The organism is Streptococcus sp. W151, from assembly GCF_053010205.1.
The window spans coordinates 404,413-422,282 of record NZ_JBRKNT010000001.1; the positions used below are offsets into that span (position 1 = coordinate 404,413).

The window sequence follows — 17,870 nt, forward strand, 5'->3', positions numbered from 1 at the left end:
TTCTATGTCAATTAAAGTCATTATTGCAGGTTTCAAGGGGAAAATGGGGCAGGCAGCCTACCAGATGGTTTCTGAAGATTCTGAGCTAGAACTAGCTGGCTTGATCGATCCATTTACTGATGAGACAGAGGTTGCAGGGGTCCCCGTCTTTAACCGCAAAGAAGATGTCGTGGGTCTTGAAGCAGATGTTTGGGTGGACTTTACCATGCCAAAGGTTGCTTACGAGAATACTCGCTTTGCAATTGAAAATGGCTTCGCTCCTGTTGTAGGGACAACTGGATTCACTCCTGAGCAGATCCAAGAATTGACAGAGCTTTCTCGTGAAAAGGATTTGGGTGGCTTGATTGCTCCGAACTTTGCTATTGGAGCTGTGCTCTTGATGCAATTTGCAGCGCAAGCGGCCAAGTATTTCCCAAATGTGGAAATCATCGAATTGCACCACGATAAGAAAAAAGATGCACCGAGTGGAACAGCGATTAAGACAGCTGAGTTGATCTCGGAGAAACGCGAGAAAATCCAGCAAGGTGCAGCAGATGAAGAAGAGTTGATGCCTGGAGCAAGGGGGGCGGATTTTGAAGGGATGCGCATCCATTCGGTTCGATTGCCTGGCCTAGTGGCTCACCAAGAAGTGATTTTTGGTAGCCAAGGCGAAGGCTTGACTCTCCGTCATGATTCCTATGATCGTGTTTCCTTCATGACAGGAGTAAATCTAGGGATTAAAGAAGTTGTCAAGCGTCATGAGCTTGTCTATGGTTTGGAACACTTACTATGAGATTAAAAAAGATGCCTTCTGAGTTTCAGGAGGCTTTACCAATATTAGAGAAGATTAAAGCAGCTGGGTTTGAGGCCTATTTTGTGGGAGGATCTGTCCGCGATGCTCTCTTGGATCGTCCGATTCACGATGTCGATATCGCTTCCTCCTCTTATCCAGAGGAAACAAAGGCGATTTTTGATCGAACAGTAGATATCGGTATCGAACACGGGACCGTCTTGGTTCTTGAAAATGGTCAAGAATATGAAATTACGACCTTCCGGACGGAGGATGTCTATGTCGATTATCGCCGTCCAAGCTCCGTGTCTTTTGTCCGCTCACTAGAAGAAGACCTGAAGCGCCGCGATTTCACCGTCAATGCCTTTGCCTTAAATGAAAAAGGAGAGATTGTTGACCTCTTTCAGGGGTTAGAAGATTTAGAAAACAAGGTCCTTCGGGCCGTTGGGCTTCCTCATGAACGGTTTAACGAAGATGCGCTCCGGATCATGCGAGGCTTTCGTTTTCAGGCCAGTCTTGGCTTTGAATTAGAAGAGGCAACCTTTGACGCTATGAAGGAGTGCGCTCCTTTGCTAGAGAAGATCTCTGTTGAGCGTACTTTCATCGAGTTTGATAAGCTCTTACTTTCTCCATATTGGAGACAAGGCTTGGAAGCCATGCTTGCAAGCAAAGCCTATCATTATCTGCCAGAGATGAAGGAGCGCAAAGAAGCACTTGAGCGTTTGTTTGACATAGAAATTGAATTTACCTTTTCAACTTCTGAGCAAGCTTGGGCTGCTCTGGTTTTAGCACTAGACATCCAAGACATTCCAAAATTCTTTAAGAAATGGAAGACCTCAAGAGACCTTGCCAAGACGGTGGAGCAGATTGTGGAGATTCTTAAGCTTCGAGAAAAAGGAAGTCTAGACAAGCGGGCATGTTACAAGTATGAGAAGCGCTTGTTGCTACTAGCGGAAGAATTACGTGAGGCTTCTGAATTAAGCGTCGATTACCTAGCGATTGAGCAGGTCTATGATAGCTTGACCATTCATGATAAGCACGAAGTGGTGGTCAATGGTGGCATGCTGATCAAAGAATACGGCTTTCAACCTGGTCCAGCCTTGGGAGAGATTTTGACAAAGATCGAATACGCCATTGTCGATGGGGAGCTGGCCAATGAAAAAGAAGCCATCATTGCCTATATCCAGCAAGTAAAAGAGGAGGAAAAATGAGCGATTTTATTGTCGATAAATTAACCAAATCTGTCGGAGATAAGACCGTCTTTCGTGAGATTTCTTTTATTATTCACGACTTGGATCGGATCGGATTGATCGGGGTCAATGGGACTGGAAAAACCACTCTGTTAGATGTATTGTCAGGACGCTCTGGCTTTGATGGAGATGTGAGTCCTTTTTCTGCCAAGAGTGATTATACGATTGGTTACTTGACGCAGGAGCCAGACTTTGATGATCAAAAAACGGTTCTGGATACGGTGCTATCTAGTGATTTGCGTGAAATGCAGCTGATTCGTGATTATGAATTCTTGATGGCGGATTACAGAGAAGAGAACCAAGCACGTCTGGAAAAGGTCATGGCGGAGATGGATTCACTCAATGCTTGGGAAATCGAGAGTCAGGTCAAGACAGTCCTTTCAAAACTTGGGATTGAAGACTTGAATGCAAAAGTTGGGGATCTATCTGGAGGCTTGCGTCGACGGGTACATCTGGCACAAGTTTTGCTGTCTCACCACGACCTGCTCTTGTTAGATGAGCCGACCAACCACCTAGATATTGATACCATCGAATGGCTGACCAATTTCTTGAAGAACTCTAAGAAAACCGTGCTCTTCATTACCCACGATCGTTATTTCTTGGATAATATTTCAACACGGATCTTTGAGTTGGATCGGGCTGGTTTGATCGAGTATCAGGGCAATTACCAGGATTATGTCCGCTTAAAGGCTGAGCAAGATGAGCGTGATGCAGCCCTTCTTCATAAGAAGCAGCAACTCTATAAGCAGGAGTTGACCTGGATGCGGAGGCAACCCCAGGCGCGTGCGACCAAGCAACAGGCGCGGATCAATCGTTTCCATGATCTTAAGCAAGACTTGTCTGGTCAAAGCAACCAGACGGATCTAGAGATGAACTTTGAGACCAGCCGGATCGGAAAGAAAGTCATCGAGTTTAAGAATGTGAGTTTTGCTTTTGAAAATAAGCCGATTTTACAAGACTTTAACCTCTTGGTGCAAAATAAGGATCGTATCGGCATTGTCGGGGATAATGGTGTTGGTAAATCGACCCTACTCAATCTGATCGCTGAGCGACTCCAGCCTCAGTCAGGGCAAGTGATCATTGGGGAAACTGTTCGGGTGGCTTATTTCTCTCAACAGATTGATGGCTTGGATGAGAGCAAGCGCGTGATCAATTTCTTGCAAGAAGTGGCTGAGGAAGTCAAGACGACTGTCGGAACAACTTCGATAGCAGATCTCTTGGAGCAATTTCTCTTCCCACGTTCTATGCATGGAACCTTGATCGAAAAACTCTCCGGTGGTGAGAAGAAGCGCCTCTTTCTCTTAAAACTCTTGATTGAAAAACCCAATGTGCTTCTTCTCGACGAGCCGACCAATGACTTGGATATCGCAACCTTGACGGTTTTGGAAAACTTCCTTCAAAACTTTGGTGGACCAGTCATTACCGTCAGCCACGACCGTTATTTCCTAGATAAAGTCGCGAGTAAGATCCTCGCTTTTGAAAATGGGAGCATTCGTGAGTTCTTTGGCAATTATACGGATTATTTAGATGAAAAAGCCTTTGAAGCAGCCCAGGTAACGGCTAGTCAAAAGATTGAAAAAGAGAAACCTGTCAAGCCAAAAGAAGAGAAGAAGCGCATGAGCTACATGGAGAAGCAAGAGTGGGCAAGTATTGAGGCAGATATCGAAGCGATTGAAAATCGAATTGCAGAGATTGAAGTGGAGATGAATGAAAACGGCTCTGACTTTGGCAAGTTGTCAGCCCTTCAAAAAGAACTAGATCAGGAAAACGAGCGTCTACTTGAAAAGTATGATCGTTATGATTACCTAAGTGAATTAGATGAATAAGGAGGCCCTATGAATCAATTGAATCGCATATCTCTTGGAATTTCAGCTACTATGTTTACCATTATTGGTATTGTCTTGTTTATCAATCCCATTGAGCACATCGGCTCTTTTAGCTGGTTGATCTCCTGTGGCTTCTTTTTAATCTCTTTTTCACGTTTTTCACGTTATTACCGATTGCGTCAGTCAGGTATTATCAAGCAGCAACAGCTCTTTCACAGTATGGTTGCCTTAGTGTTTGCTGTTTACTTGCTACTATATGGCTACAAGACCTTACCGATTGTCTTCCCAGTTACCTTAGGGATTTGGCTGATCTATCGCTCCGTTTTAAATTTCCAAAAAGCTAACTTCTATTCCAAGAAGATTGAAGAGCTTTCCAAGCGCTATATTTTCTTTGCCTTGGTGCAGCTCTTTATCGGCTTGTTCTTAATTGTCAGTCCATTATCAATCAGTGTCATTCTCCTGAATATTATTGGTTTGATTTTCCTATTTTTAGGATTTCAATCCTTTAGCCTTTTGTTAAAAAGTTAAGAAAAGTTATGCGCAAACCTTTGCATTTGCCTAGAAGTCTGATATAATAGATCTGTAAGTGTTTACAAGTTTGAAAGGAGTTACAGATGTCTAAAAAAATTATCGGTATTGACCTTGGAGGAACTTCAATTAAGTTTGCTATCCTCACTTTAGATGGTGAAGTTCAAGAAAAATGGTCTATTAAAACAAATATTTTGGATGAAGGAAGTCATATTGTAGAGGATATGATCGAATCGATCGCTCATCGTTTGAACATGCTTGGGCTTGATGCTTCTGAATTCCAAGGAATCGGAATGGGATCGCCTGGTGTTGTTGACCGTGAAAAAGGTACAGTTATCGGGGCCTACAACTTGAATTGGAAGACCCTTCAACCAGTTAAAGAGAAGATCGAAAGTGCCCTTCATATTCCATTCTTCATTGATAACGATGCCAACGTTGCTGCTTTGGGTGAACGTTGGAAAGGGGCTGGTGAAAACCAACCAGATGTTGTCTTCATGACACTTGGTACAGGTGTTGGCGGTGGTATCGTCGCTGAAGGTCGTCTCTTGCACGGTGTGCGTGGAGCTGCCGGGGAACTTGGTCACATCACGGTTGACTTTGATGATCCAATCCAATGTACCTGTGGTAAAAAAGGCTGTCTTGAAACGGTTGCATCAGCAACAGGGATCGTCAACTTGACTCGTCGTTATGCAGACGAGTACGAAGGAGACTCTCAATTGAAAGTCTTGATCGACAATGGTGAAGAAGTGACAGCTAAAACGGTCTTTGATCTAGCAAAAGAGGGTGACGCTCTTGCTTTGATCGTTTATAAGAACTTCTCACGCTACCTTGGACTTGCTGCAGCCAATATTGGTTCAACCTTGAACCCATCTAAGATCGTTATCGGTGGTGGGGTATCTGCTGCTGGAGACTTCCTCTTGGATGGCGTGCGCAAGGTCTTTGAAGAAAACTCATTCCCACAAGTACGTGAATCTACTCAATTGGCGCTTGCTACTTTGGGAAATGACGCCGGTGTTATCGGTGCTGCATCCCTTGTATTACAATAAGATGAAAAGGAGATCTGGCTCGTGCTAGGATCTCCTTTTTTTCTGTGTCCTGTGATATAATGAAGACAAAACTGGATTCAAGGAGAGTATATGACAAAAGCAGATACAATTTTTAAAGAAAACATTCGAAAAATCATGGAAGAAGGGGCCTGGTCAGAGCAGGCGCGTCCTAAGTATAAGGATGGTAGAACGGCCAACTCCAAGTACATCACGGGAGCCTTTATGGAGTTTGATCTCTCAAAAGGCGAGTTTCCTATCACGACCCTTCGTCCCATCGCGATTAAATCAGCCATCAAAGAGATGCTCTGGATCTACCAGGATCAGTCGAATAGCTTAGACCTGTTAGAAGATAAATACAATGTCCACTACTGGAATGACTGGGAAGTAGGGGATAGTCGCACCATCGGTCAGCGCTATGGTGCTGTGGTCAAAAAGCATGACCTTACCAATAAAATCCTCAAACAATTAGAAGCCAATCCTTGGAATCGCCGCAACATCATCTCGCTCTGGGATTATGATGCCTTTGAGGAGACCGACGGACTCTTGCCATGTGCTTTTCAGACCATGTTTGACGTGAGGCGCGTTGATGGAGAGATCTATCTAGATGCGACCCTGACCCAGCGTTCAAATGATATGTTGGTAGCCCACCATATCAATGCCATGCAATATGTTGCTCTTCAGATGATGATTGCCAAGCACTTTGGATGGAAGGTTGGAAAGTTCTTTTACTTCATTAATAACCTTCATATTTATGATAATCAATTTGAACAGGCTGAAGAGTTACTCCGTCGGGAGCCTTCAAATTGTCAGCCACACTTGGTTTTGAATGTACCAGACGGAACCAATTTCTTTGACATAAAACCAGAAGATTTTGAACTGGTCGATTACGATCCAGTGAAGCCACAATTGAAGTTCGATCTTGCCATTTAGTGATAAACCAAGTTTTTTTGATACCCTGATCTATTGGTAAAATCCTTTCAGAATTAAAACAATTTTAGCTAAAAATTTTTACTCATTTTTGAGTCAAAATGTTTTGAAAATCGTTCGGGTTTTGTTAAAATAGATAAGGTTTGGAAAAACTAAACAGTTTTAAAAAGAATGTTAATTTATAGATAAAAATGGAGGTCCATTAGATGGGGAAAGACTTATTTAATGATCGTATTAGCAGATTCTCAATTCGTAAACTGAATGTGGGTGTTTGCTCTGTACTATTGGGAACACTTGTCATGGTTGGTACAGCAGCAAGTGCAGCCGCAGAAGAAAATACAGATACGACAAGTGAAAGTGTAGCAGCAGTTGCAACAGCGTCGGAAGCGCCTGCAACTTCAACAGCTACTTCAGCAGCATCAACTGCTGAAACTACTAGTACAGCAGCCACAACTTATGAAGCAAGCCCAGCTGTTACTGCAGCATCAACTTCAACAGCACCTGCTTCAACTAGTGAAGCAAGTAGCACAAGTACAGCAGCTTCAGCAACATCAACTGCTGCAGCTACATCAACCGCTGCAACACCAAAATTAGAAGCAACTACTCCAGTAAACAAGGCAGCAGAAGTAGCTGCAACAAGTGCAGATAAAAAAGAAACACTAACTCTTTCAGCTGGACAAGGAGTAACAGCAAACAATACAGTCGCAACGGAAGAGACAGCCAACACTTCTCGCCGTCGTACTCGCCGTGCAATCGGTGATCCTAATGACGAAAGCTTGATTGGGGATGACGTTGAAGACGCAACTTCAACTCCAAAAGTTGAAAAACCAGGATTTACAACAGATGTTGATGCCAAATCTATGGCTAGCCAAATCTCTTGGTTGGACTTTGGAGATGTAGCTAACTGGACAGGAGCAAAAACAATCCAAGTCGCTAAAAATGAATTGAAGCCAAATGAGCTAACAGAGAGCTTGGCTCTTCAAGTTGGGGCTACCTATACCAAGGAAATCATGCCTGGTTATGTAGTTACGGTAAAAGTCAAATCCTTGAAACCATTCCAAGCAACTGAAATCTATAAAAAGCGGATGGAAGAGCAAGGGGCTACAGAAGCCGAAAAAGCAACCTATGACCCAAATGCAAAAAATGGATATGTAAACGGAGTCACTTCACCACTTGCTAAGCAAAATTTTAATGAAGGAAAAGAAGCTGACGTTATCGCTGATGCCCAAAACGGTTGGACTGAAATCAAACAGGAAAATATTGATACGAAAGCCAAAAAGACGACTATGGGTTCTGCATATAATGGTGGGAATATTGGGGTTCAGTTTGAAATCTCTGCAACCTTCCGTGGCAAAGTTGTTAAACCGGCTATTGTAATGGCTGATGGCGAATCTGCCAACCCTGGTGAATTTGTTATGTTCACTACCAACGGACAAGGTTGGCAACATATTGGAGAATGGAAAAAGAATAACAGACTAGCTACCTCTGTAACTTATGAACCACAAGATACAGAGAACCTTTTGGGACCTACACCTAAATATAATAATACTAACCTTAATCAAATTCGTAGATCTACTGAAGTTGGGCCAGATAAGAAACCAGTAGCCTGGAAGTACTTTGGAAATCCTGACAAAGTTACGGGTGGTTTAGGAACTGGTGTCTTTGGACCAAATATTTCTGCAGGTAATTACACAGTTCCACTCGTAATGACGCGTGGAGCATCTGAAGTGGGACTTTATATCGCTTCTGGCGGTAAACAATCAGCTATGCTTGGATTCTTCCCAATTGATGAAGGAGATGCTCCTGAGTCATACGGCAAAGCTATGCATACCATTGCAACTGTAGACGGTGTTACTGGAGCTAAAGTAAATCAACCGTATCTTGGTAATGTGAGCCCAGATATGGATGAGAATACGACTCTCGACTGGTTCGGTGATGATAAGGCAACTACGGCCGATGAAGGAATTAACCAATTGCTTCCAGATGAACTCAAAGGGACAACCAATGAGATGATCAAGATGGACCGTACACGCCCAGGTAACTACAAGCTGTCAGTTCAAGCCCATTTGGATGGAGCTTCAGAAGCACATATCTATGGTTGGGTAGACTTTAACCAAAATGGTAAATTCGATGAGGATGAACGCTCAAATCTCGCTACAATCACACAAGATGGCACTGTTGAGTTGACCTTTGCAAACAGCAAGACTTACGTCGACCCAAGCGTTAAAGAGTTAGGTGCTCGTGTTCGTATCGCTAAGAAAGCAAACGAGATCGAAAGCCCAACTGGCATGGCTTTCTCAGGGGAAGTAGAAGACTTCAAGACTCAAATCACCCACCCACCAAAAGGGGAATTTAAGGAAACTTCTGGTCCTCAAGCTACTAAACAAACAGCAACTGTAACCTTTACAGCACGTGGAGAGCACAAGTATGAACCTAACTCTCAGGCAGTCATCGACGAGACAGTAGAACCATACATCGTTGACAAAGATGGCAACCGTGCGACTCTTGATGCGAAAGGTTACTATGTTGTACCAGGTCAAGGGAAATACAAAATCACTGCCAACGGTAAGGACGTAGACGTTGAATTTATCCCTGAAGATAACTTCCTAGGAACAGCTGATGGTATTTCTATCCGTCGTTCAGATAACAACGGTTACGATACTGGTTGGTCAACCAAATTCCCAGATCAAGAACCAAACATTGATGGTCAATTGAATACCATGGATGGTCTTTACATCCCAACAGTAACTCCTATTGATATTGAAGCTGTTGACAAGACATCGACCGATGTTCAAGGTGCAACTCAAAAAGAAACACCTACCTTTAATACAACTGCTACTAACTTAAATGGTGATAAGATTGCGATTACTCCAAGTGCGGAATACCCAGCTAAGTTGGTGGATCCAGTTACAGGTCGCACGACTGATGAGCCATCTGTAACAGTAGATGGAGAAGGAACATACACCATTAATCCTACAACAGGTGAAGTAACCTTCACTCCAGATCCAAGCTTTACTGGTACTGCCAAAGGTGTGGAAGTTACATTGTCAGCGCCAGTTGGTCGTAATAAAGACGGTAAGGTTCAAGAGGAGTACATCAAGACAGCTACAGCTAAGTACACTCCAACTGTAACTCCAATTACCGTCACTCCAACAGATAAAGTTTCTGAGGACATCCAAAACGTTCCACAAACTCAAACTCCTACATTTGAGTTGAGCAACGACAAGACTGCTGAAATCACAAGCAAGAAATTGGTAGATCCCGCAACTGGTCAACCTACTGATGAAACAACTGTGACAGTAGCAGGGGAAGGTACATATACAATCGATCCTACTACAGGAGCGGTGACCTTCACACCTGAAAAAGACTTTGTCGGAACTGCAACTGGTGTGACAGTTCAGGCAACTGCTACTATTACAAATGCTAATGGTAAGACTGCAACCATTACTTCAGATGCGACCTACACACCAACTGTTGTGCCAGCAGTTCCAACTGCAAACCCTGCAACTTCTAAAGATGTTCAAGGTGCGACTCAAACCGGTACACCAACCTTTGCAGGAACAACTGTTCAAGTAAACGGTGAAGATAAAGCTATTACCATTAAAGACAATAGCTACACATTGCTAGATAAAGATGGTAACGAAGTTTCAACGACACCAGCTTATGCGGCAGACGGTTCAACCGTGATCGGTAACTTCACAATAGACCCAGCAACTGGTCAAGTAACCTTCACACCGACTGATAAATCATACACTGGTGCAGTCTCACCAGCCAAGGTTCAAGCTGAAAGCTCAAACGGTATCAAGGTGGATACAACTTACACTCCAGAAATTGTTCCAGTAACACCAACTGCAACTCTAGCTGAAACAAAAGATGTTCAAGGTGCCACTCAAACAGGTAAACCTGAATTCAAGGGTGGAACTGTAACAGTTGATGGCGTTGAGAAGACTGTTGAAATCAACGAAGATGTTCCAGCGACATTTGACGATGGCTCAACAACTAAGACTGTAAACGGTGTTGGTACATACACAGTAGCAGCAGACGGAACAGTTACATTTGTTCCAGAAAAATCATTTGTCGGAACGGCACCAGCTGTGACCGTTGTTCGCGAAGATAAGAACGGAACCAAAGCTTCTGCAACCTACACACCAACAGTATTGCCAGTAACTCCAACAGCAACACCAGCTGAAACTACTGACATTCAAGGGGCTACTCAAACAGGTAAACCTGAATTCAAGGGTGGAACTGTAACAGTTGATGGCGTTGAGAAGACTGTTGAAATCAACGAAGATGTTCCTGCAACATTTGATGATGGCTCAACAACTAAGACGGTTGATGGCGTTGGTACTTACACAGTAGCAGCAGATGGAACAGTTACATTTGTTCCAGAAAAATCATTCGTCGGAACTGCACCAGCAGTGACAGTTGTCCGCGAAGATAAGAACGGAACCAAAGCTTCTGCGACTTACACACCGACTGTAACTGCAGTTACTCCAACTGCAAAACCAGTTGAAACTACAGATATCCAAGGTGCTACACAAACAGGTAAACCTGTATTTACTGAAGGCGATAGCCGTGTCCCAATGAACGATGATGTTCCAGCAACATTTGACGATGGCTCAACGACCAAGACAGTAGACGGCGTTGGTACTTACACAGTAGCAGCAGATGGAACTGTTACCTTCGTTCCAGAGAAATCATTTACTGGAACTGCTCCAGCAGTGACGGTTGTTCGTGAAGATAAGAACGGAACCAAAGCCTCTGCAACTTATACACCAACTGTTACTCCAGTCACACCGACAGCTACACCAGTTGAAACAACAGGTAAACAAGGTCAAACCCAAACAGGTAAGCCTGAATTTACTGAAGGCGACAGTCGTGTACCAATGAACGATGACGTTCCAGCTACTTTCGACGATGGTTCAACTACCAAGACAGTGGATGGCGTTGGTACTTACACATTAGCAGCAGACGGAACTGTAACCTTTGTCCCTGAAAAATCATTCACAGGTAAAGCACCAGCCGTAACAGTTGTTCGTGAAGATAAGAATGGAACCAAAGCCTCTGCGACTTACACACCAACTGTGACTCCAGTAACCCCAACAGCAACTCCTGCTGAATCTGAAGCACCTCAAGGTTTGGTTCAAACTGGAACCGTAACCTTCACTGAAGGTGACCCAGTTGCACCAATCGACAAGGATACCATTACTCTTCTTGATGAAAATGGTCAACCAGCCGCATCAGTAGAAGCGAAATCACCAGCAGGTGACGTGATCGGTACCTTCACAGTTGATAAAGAAACAGGTGTTGTGACCTTCACACCAACTGATAAATCTTACTCAGGTGATGTGGTTCCAGTTAAGGTTCAAGGTAAAGATACAAACGGAACAGTTGCTGAAACAACTTACACACCGAAGATTACTCCAGTCGTTCCAACTTCTGAAGATGCAACATCGACAGATATCCAAGGTGCTACACAAACAGGTAAACCTGTATTTACTGAAGGCAATAGCCGTGTGCCAATGAACGATGATGTTCCAGCAACATTTGACGATGGCTCAACGACTAAGACTGTAGACGGTGTTGGTACTTACACAGTAGCAGCAGATGGAACAGTAACCTTCGTACCAGAAAAATCATTCGTCGGAACTGCACCAGCCGTAACGGTTGTTCGAGAAGATAAGAACGGAACCAAAGCCTCTGCGACTTATACACCAACTGTGACTCCAGTCACACCGACAGCTACACCAGTTGAAACAACAGGTAAACAAGGTCAAACCCAAACAGGTAAGCCTGAATTTACTGAAGGCGACAGTCGTGTCCCAATGAACGATGACGTTCCAGCAACATTTGACGATGGCTCAACGACTAAGACTGTGGACGGTGTTGGTACTTACACCGTAGCAGCAGATGGAACTGTAACCTTTGTCCCTGAAAAATCATTCACAGGTAAAGCACCAGCCGTGACCGTTGTCCGCGAAGATAAGAACGGAACCAAAGCTTCTGCAACTTACACACCAACCGTAACTCCAGTAACTCCAACTGCAACACCAGCTGAATCTACTGGACCTCAAGGTTTGGTTCAAACTGGAACTGTAACCTTTACTGAAGGTGATGAAGTAGCGCCAATCGACAAGAATACCATTACTCTTCTTGATGAAAATGGTCAACCTGCTGCATCAGTAGAAGCGAAATCACCAGCAGGTGATGTGATCGGTACCTTCACTGTTGATAAAGAAACAGGTGTTGTGACCTTCACACCAACAGATAAATCTTACTCAGGTGATGTTGTTCCAGTTAAGGTTCAAGCAGCTGATACAAATGGAACTAAAGTAGAAACAGCTTATACACCGAAGATTACTCCAGTTGTCCCAACTTCTGAAGATGCAACATCGACAGATATCCAAGGTCAAACACAATCTGGTAAACCAACCTTCACCGAAGGAAATCCAAATGTTCCAATCGATGAAGATACACCAGCTACCTTCGAAGATGGCTCAACTACGAAGACTGTCGATGGTGAAGGAACTTACTCAGTTGCTCCAGATGGAACAGTAACCTTCGTTCCTGAAAAATCATTCACTGGAACTGCTACAGGCGTAACAGTGAAACGCGTGGATAAGAACGGTACTGAAATCACAGCGAAGTACACACCAACTGTGACACCAGTAACTCCAACTGCAACACCAGTTGAAACCACAGATATCCAAGGTGCTACACAAACTGGCAAACCTGTATTTACTGAAGGCGATAGCCGTGTGCCAATGAACGATGATGTTCCAGCAACATTTGACGATGGCTCAACGACTAAGACTGTAGACGGTGTTGGTACTTACACAGTAGCAGCAGATGGAACAGTATCCTTCGTACCAGAAAAATCATTCGTCGGAACTGCACCAGCTGTAACAGTGGTTCGTGAAGATAAGAACGGAACAAAAGCTTCTGCAACTTATACACCAACTGTCACACCAGTAACACCAACAGCTGAAGATGCTACTTCAACTGATAAACAAGGTCAAACACAAACAGGTAAACCAACCTTCACACCAGGAAATCCAAATGTCCCAATGGATAATGATACACCTGCAACCTTTGAAGATGGCTCAACAACTAAGACAGTTGAAGGAGAGGGAACATACACTGTAGCACCAGATGGAACAGTGACATTTGTTCCAGAAAAATCATTCACAGGAACAGGTACAGGCGTAACTGTGAAACGTGTTGATAAGAACGGTACGCCAGTTACAGCTAAGTACACACCAACTGTGACTCCAGTAACACCTACAGCCACTCCAGCTGAGTCAGAAGCACCTCAAGGTGTGGTTCAGACTGGAACTGTAACCTTCACAGAAGGTGATCCTGTTGCACCAATCGACAAGGATACCATTACTCTTCTTGATGAAAACGGTCAACCTGCTGCATCAGTAGTTGCTAAATCACCAGAAGGTAAAGAAATTGGTACTTTCACAGTTGATAAAGAAACAGGCCTTGTAACCTTCACACCAACTGATAAGTCATACTCAGGAGAAGTCGTTCCAGTTAAGGTTCAAGCCAAAGATGCAAATGGCACTCCAACTGAAACAACATACACTCCTAAGATTACTCCAGTTGTTCCAACAGCTGATCCTGCAACATCTACAGATATCCAAGGTAAAACACAAACTGGTACACCAATCTTCACACCTGGCAACCCAGCAATCCCAATGGATGATGATGTTCCAGCAACCTTTGAAGATGGATCAACTACGAAGACAATTCCAGGTGAAGGTACTTACACAGTAGCACCAGACGGAACTGTAACCTTCGTACCAGAGAAATCATTCACTGGAACAGGTACAGGCGTAACAGTGAAACGTGTTGATAAGAACGGTACTCAAGTAACAGCTAAGTACACACCAACTGTAACCCCAGTAACACCAACAGCTACTCCAGCAGTATCTACTGATGTACAAGGTGCAACACAAACAGGTAAGCCAAGCTTCACAGAAGGTAATCCAAATGTACCTATGAACGATGAAGTTCCAGCAACATTTGATAATGGCTCAACTACGAAGACAGTAGAAGGTGTTGGTACATACACAGTAGCACCAGACGGAACAGTTACATTTGTACCAGAAAAATCATTCGTAGGAACTGCACCAGCAGTGACAGTGGTTCGTGAAGATGTGAACGGAACAAAAGCTTCTGCAACTTACACACCAACCGTAACTCCTGTGACTCCAACAGCAGAACCTGCAACTTCTACAGACATCCAAGGTCAAACCCAAACAGGTAAACCAATCTTCACACCTGGTAACCCAAGTGTGCCAATGGATGATGAAGTTCCAGCAACCTTTGAAGATGGTTCAACTACGAAGACAATTCCAGGTGAAGGAACTTACACAGTTGCTCCAGACGGAACAGTAACCTTCGTACCGGAGAAATCATTCACAGGAACAGGTACAGGCGTAACAGTGAAACGTGTTGATAAGAACGGTACACCAATTACAGCAACTTACACACCAACAGTAACACCAGTTGCTCCAACGGGTGAACCAGTTACTTCAATTGGTAAGAAGGGTGCTACTCAAACAGGTAAACCAAGCTTCACAGCAGGTGATAGCCGTGTACCAATGAATGACGAAGTTCCAGCAACCTTTGAAGATGGTTCAACTACGAAGACAATTCCAGGTGTTGGTACTTACACAGTAGCAGCAGATGGAACAGTAACCTTCACTCCAGAACCTGAATTTACCGGTACTGCACCAGCAGTGACAGTAGTTCGTGAAGATGTGAACGGAACAAAAGCTTCCGCAACTTACACACCAACTGTTCTTCCAATCACTAAGTTTGTTGATAAAGAAGGTAAGGAAATCCCAGGATATCCTACAGTTGATGGAGAAGAGCCAAAAGCTGAAATTCCAGGTTACCGCTTTGTGGAAACGAAGAAATTGCCTAATGGTGATACGGAACACGTCTATGAAAAAGTTACAACTTCATACGTAGACGAAAATGGTAATCCTATCCCTGGCAACCCTACAGAAGATGGGGAACAACCGAAGAAAGAAATCCCAGGTTATGACTTCGTGAAGACTGTTGTAGATAAAGATGGAAACACTCAACATATCTACAAGAAGACTGTGACACCAACTCCAACGCCGGATCCAACTCCGACACCAGAGCCACAACCACAGCCTACTCCACAACCGCAACCAACACCAGAACCACAACCAATTCCACAACCAAAACCAGAAGAACCAACGATTCCTGTCGTTCCAGAAACGAAAGAAGAAGTGAAGTATATCGATCCACAAAATCCAACTGCACAACTTCCAAACACAGGAACAAAAGAATCTTCTACTGCTGGTCTTGCAATCTTTAGTGCTTTAGCAGGTCTCTCATTATTCGGATTTGCAAAACGCAAAAAAGAAGACTAAGCTAACTTGTGGCTAAGAAAAACCGCGAAAATCTCGCGGTTTTTTCTGTTTGTATTTGAAAAAATATCCTCCAAACTAGATAGTTGAAATCAGTCTTTTATAAGAAAATTTGATAAAATAGAAGTATCAGTGTAAAGGATGAGAGAATGAAAAAGATTATTGGTATCTGGGCTCAAACTGAAAACGGCATTATTGGAAAGGACCAAGTCATGCCTTGGCATCTGCCAGCTGAGCTTCAGCATTTCAAGGAAACGACCATGGGACAAGCAATTCTTATGGGAAGAGTGACCTTTGAGGGTATGAAAAAACGGGTTCTACCAGGTCGGACTAGCATTATCTTAACGCAAGATCAGGCTTATGATTCTGAAAATGACGCTGTACTTGTCATGCACAGCAAAGAAGAAGTCTTAGAGTGGTATCAGAACCAAGAGAAGAATCTTTACATTATTGGGGGGAGTCAGATTTTAAGGCTTTTCTCTGATCAGTTAGAAGAGTTGATCCAGACCATGATTCATGCAACGATTGATGGCGATACATTGGCACCAAAATTTGATGAGAACCGTTATGAAAAGGTCCGTCAAGTTCCCCATCTGAAAGATGAGAAAAATCCATATGATTTTACGGTCAACTATTATAAGAGAAAGGATTTAGACTAATGGAGCGAAGTGTCTTTGGTTTTTTTACAGCTGTCCTATGTGTCATCTGTTTGATTTGTGCCTTACAAACCTTTCGTAAAAAACGGTTCGGCCTCGCTATTTTATTCTTACTAAATGCTTTTACCAATCTTGTGAATTCTATTCACGCCTTTTACATGACCTTATTTTAAACTAAATACAAACAGAAAATGACAGAAAGAGGAAATACATGCCAACGAATCAAAACAATGATATGATGGTTTATTGCTCATTTTGCGGAAAGAGTCAAGATGAAGTCCAAAAAATCATTGCAGGAAACAATGCGTTTATCTGTAATGAATGTGTAGAGTTAGCTCAAGAAATCATCCGCGAGGAGCTTGCTGAAGAAGTACTTGCTGACCTTAGTGAAGTTCCAAAACCAATCGAATTGCTCAATATCTTGAACCACTACGTCATCGGTCAAGATCGGGCTAAACGTGCCCTTGCAGTAGCGGTATACAACCACTACAAACGCATTAACTTTCACGATACACGCGAAGATGAGACGGATGTTGAATTGCAAAAATCAAACATCCTCATGATTGGACCTACTGGTTCAGGAAAGACCTTCTTGGCCCAAACCTTAGCTCGTAGCCTGAATGTTCCATTTGCTATTGCAGATGCAACAGCTTTAACTGAAGCCGGTTATGTGGGTGAAGACGTTGAAAATATTCTCTTAAAACTTCTTCAGGCGGCGGATTTCAATATTGAGCGTGCAGAACGTGGTATAATTTATGTTGATGAAATCGATAAGATTGCTAAGAAAAGTGAAAATGTCTCTATTACTCGTGACGTTTCCGGTGAAGGAGTACAACAAGCTCTCTTGAAAATTATCGAAGGGACTGTTGCTAGTGTACCACCACAAGGGGGACGCAAACACCCTCAACAAGAGATGATCCAAGTAGATACCAAGAATATTCTCTTCATCGTAGGAGGAGCATTTGACGGAATCGAAGAAATTGTTAAGCAACGTCTTGGTGAAAAAGTCATCGGTTTCGGTAAAAACAATAAAGCCATTGATGAATCAAGCTCTTACATGCAAGAAATCGTTGCAGAAGACATTCAAAAATTCGGGATTATCCCAGAATTGATCGGACGTCTTCCAGTCTTTGCCGCTCTTGAGCAATTGACAGTTGACGACCTTGTTCGTATCTTGAAAGAGCCACGCAATGCCTTGGTAAAACAATACCAAACCTTGCTCTCTTATGATAATGTTGAATTGGAATTTGACGATGAAGCCCTTCAAGAGATTGCGAATAAAGCTATCGAAAGAAAAACAGGAGCTCGTGGACTTCGCTCGATTATCGAAGAAACGATGATGGATGTCATGTTTGAAATTCCAAGTCAAGAAGATGTCAAACTTATTCGAATCACAAAAGAAGCTGTAGATGGAACTGAAAAACCAATTCTTGAAACAGCCTAGAAAGATAAAAT

The 17,870-nt window shown here is 43.3% G+C and carries 9 protein-coding genes; all 9 read left to right on the forward strand.

Annotated elements, in window-relative coordinates; all coding sequences use genetic code 11:
• Positions 1-4 precede the first annotated feature (4 nt).
• The gene (gene dapB / locus ACVC7Q_RS01905) at positions 5-772 is read left to right on the forward strand and encodes a 4-hydroxy-tetrahydrodipicolinate reductase (RefSeq protein ID WP_447264622.1); all 768 of its coding nucleotides are present in this window, start codon (positions 5-7) and stop codon (positions 770-772) included.
• Positions 769-1,980, forward strand: coding sequence for a CCA tRNA nucleotidyltransferase (locus ACVC7Q_RS01910; protein ID WP_447264623.1), 1,212 nt, complete (start codon positions 769-771; stop codon positions 1,978-1,980). Before dapB ends, ACVC7Q_RS01910 begins: the two co-directional genes overlap by 4 nt.
• On the forward strand, positions 1,977-3,845 hold the full coding sequence (locus ACVC7Q_RS01915; protein WP_447264624.1) for an ABC-F family ATP-binding cassette domain-containing protein: 1,869 nt from the start codon (positions 1,977-1,979) through the stop codon (positions 3,843-3,845). Before ACVC7Q_RS01910 ends, ACVC7Q_RS01915 begins: the two co-directional genes overlap by 4 nt.
• A 9-nt stretch (positions 3,846-3,854) precedes the next feature.
• A complete protein-coding gene (locus ACVC7Q_RS01920; protein ID WP_447264625.1) occupies positions 3,855-4,373 on the forward strand; it encodes a DUF308 domain-containing protein in 519 nt (172 codons plus the stop codon).
• An 86-nt stretch (positions 4,374-4,459) separates the two neighbouring features.
• Positions 4,460-5,419 (forward strand): ROK family glucokinase, encoded by a 960-nt coding sequence (locus tag ACVC7Q_RS01925; RefSeq protein ID WP_447264626.1) that lies wholly within the window; start codon positions 4,460-4,462, stop codon positions 5,417-5,419.
• A 90-nt stretch (positions 5,420-5,509) separates the two neighbouring features.
• Positions 5,510-6,349, forward strand: coding sequence for a thymidylate synthase (locus ACVC7Q_RS01930; protein ID WP_447264627.1), 840 nt, complete (start codon positions 5,510-5,512; stop codon positions 6,347-6,349).
• A gap of 203 nt (positions 6,350-6,552) precedes the next feature.
• Positions 6,553-15,762, forward strand: coding sequence for a CshA/CshB family fibrillar adhesin-related protein (locus tag ACVC7Q_RS01935; RefSeq protein ID WP_447264628.1), 9,210 nt, complete (start codon positions 6,553-6,555; stop codon positions 15,760-15,762).
• 146 nt (positions 15,763-15,908) lie between these two features.
• Positions 15,909-16,418 carry a dihydrofolate reductase gene (locus ACVC7Q_RS01940; protein WP_447264629.1) on the forward strand — a complete coding sequence of 170 codons (510 nt, stop codon included), beginning with the start codon at positions 15,909-15,911 and terminating at the stop codon, positions 16,416-16,418.
• A 208-nt stretch (positions 16,419-16,626) separates the two neighbouring features.
• On the forward strand, positions 16,627-17,859 hold the full coding sequence (gene clpX, locus ACVC7Q_RS01945; protein WP_254728205.1) for an ATP-dependent Clp protease ATP-binding subunit ClpX: 1,233 nt from the start codon (positions 16,627-16,629) through the stop codon (positions 17,857-17,859).
• The last annotated feature ends 11 nt before the right edge of the window (positions 17,860-17,870 follow it).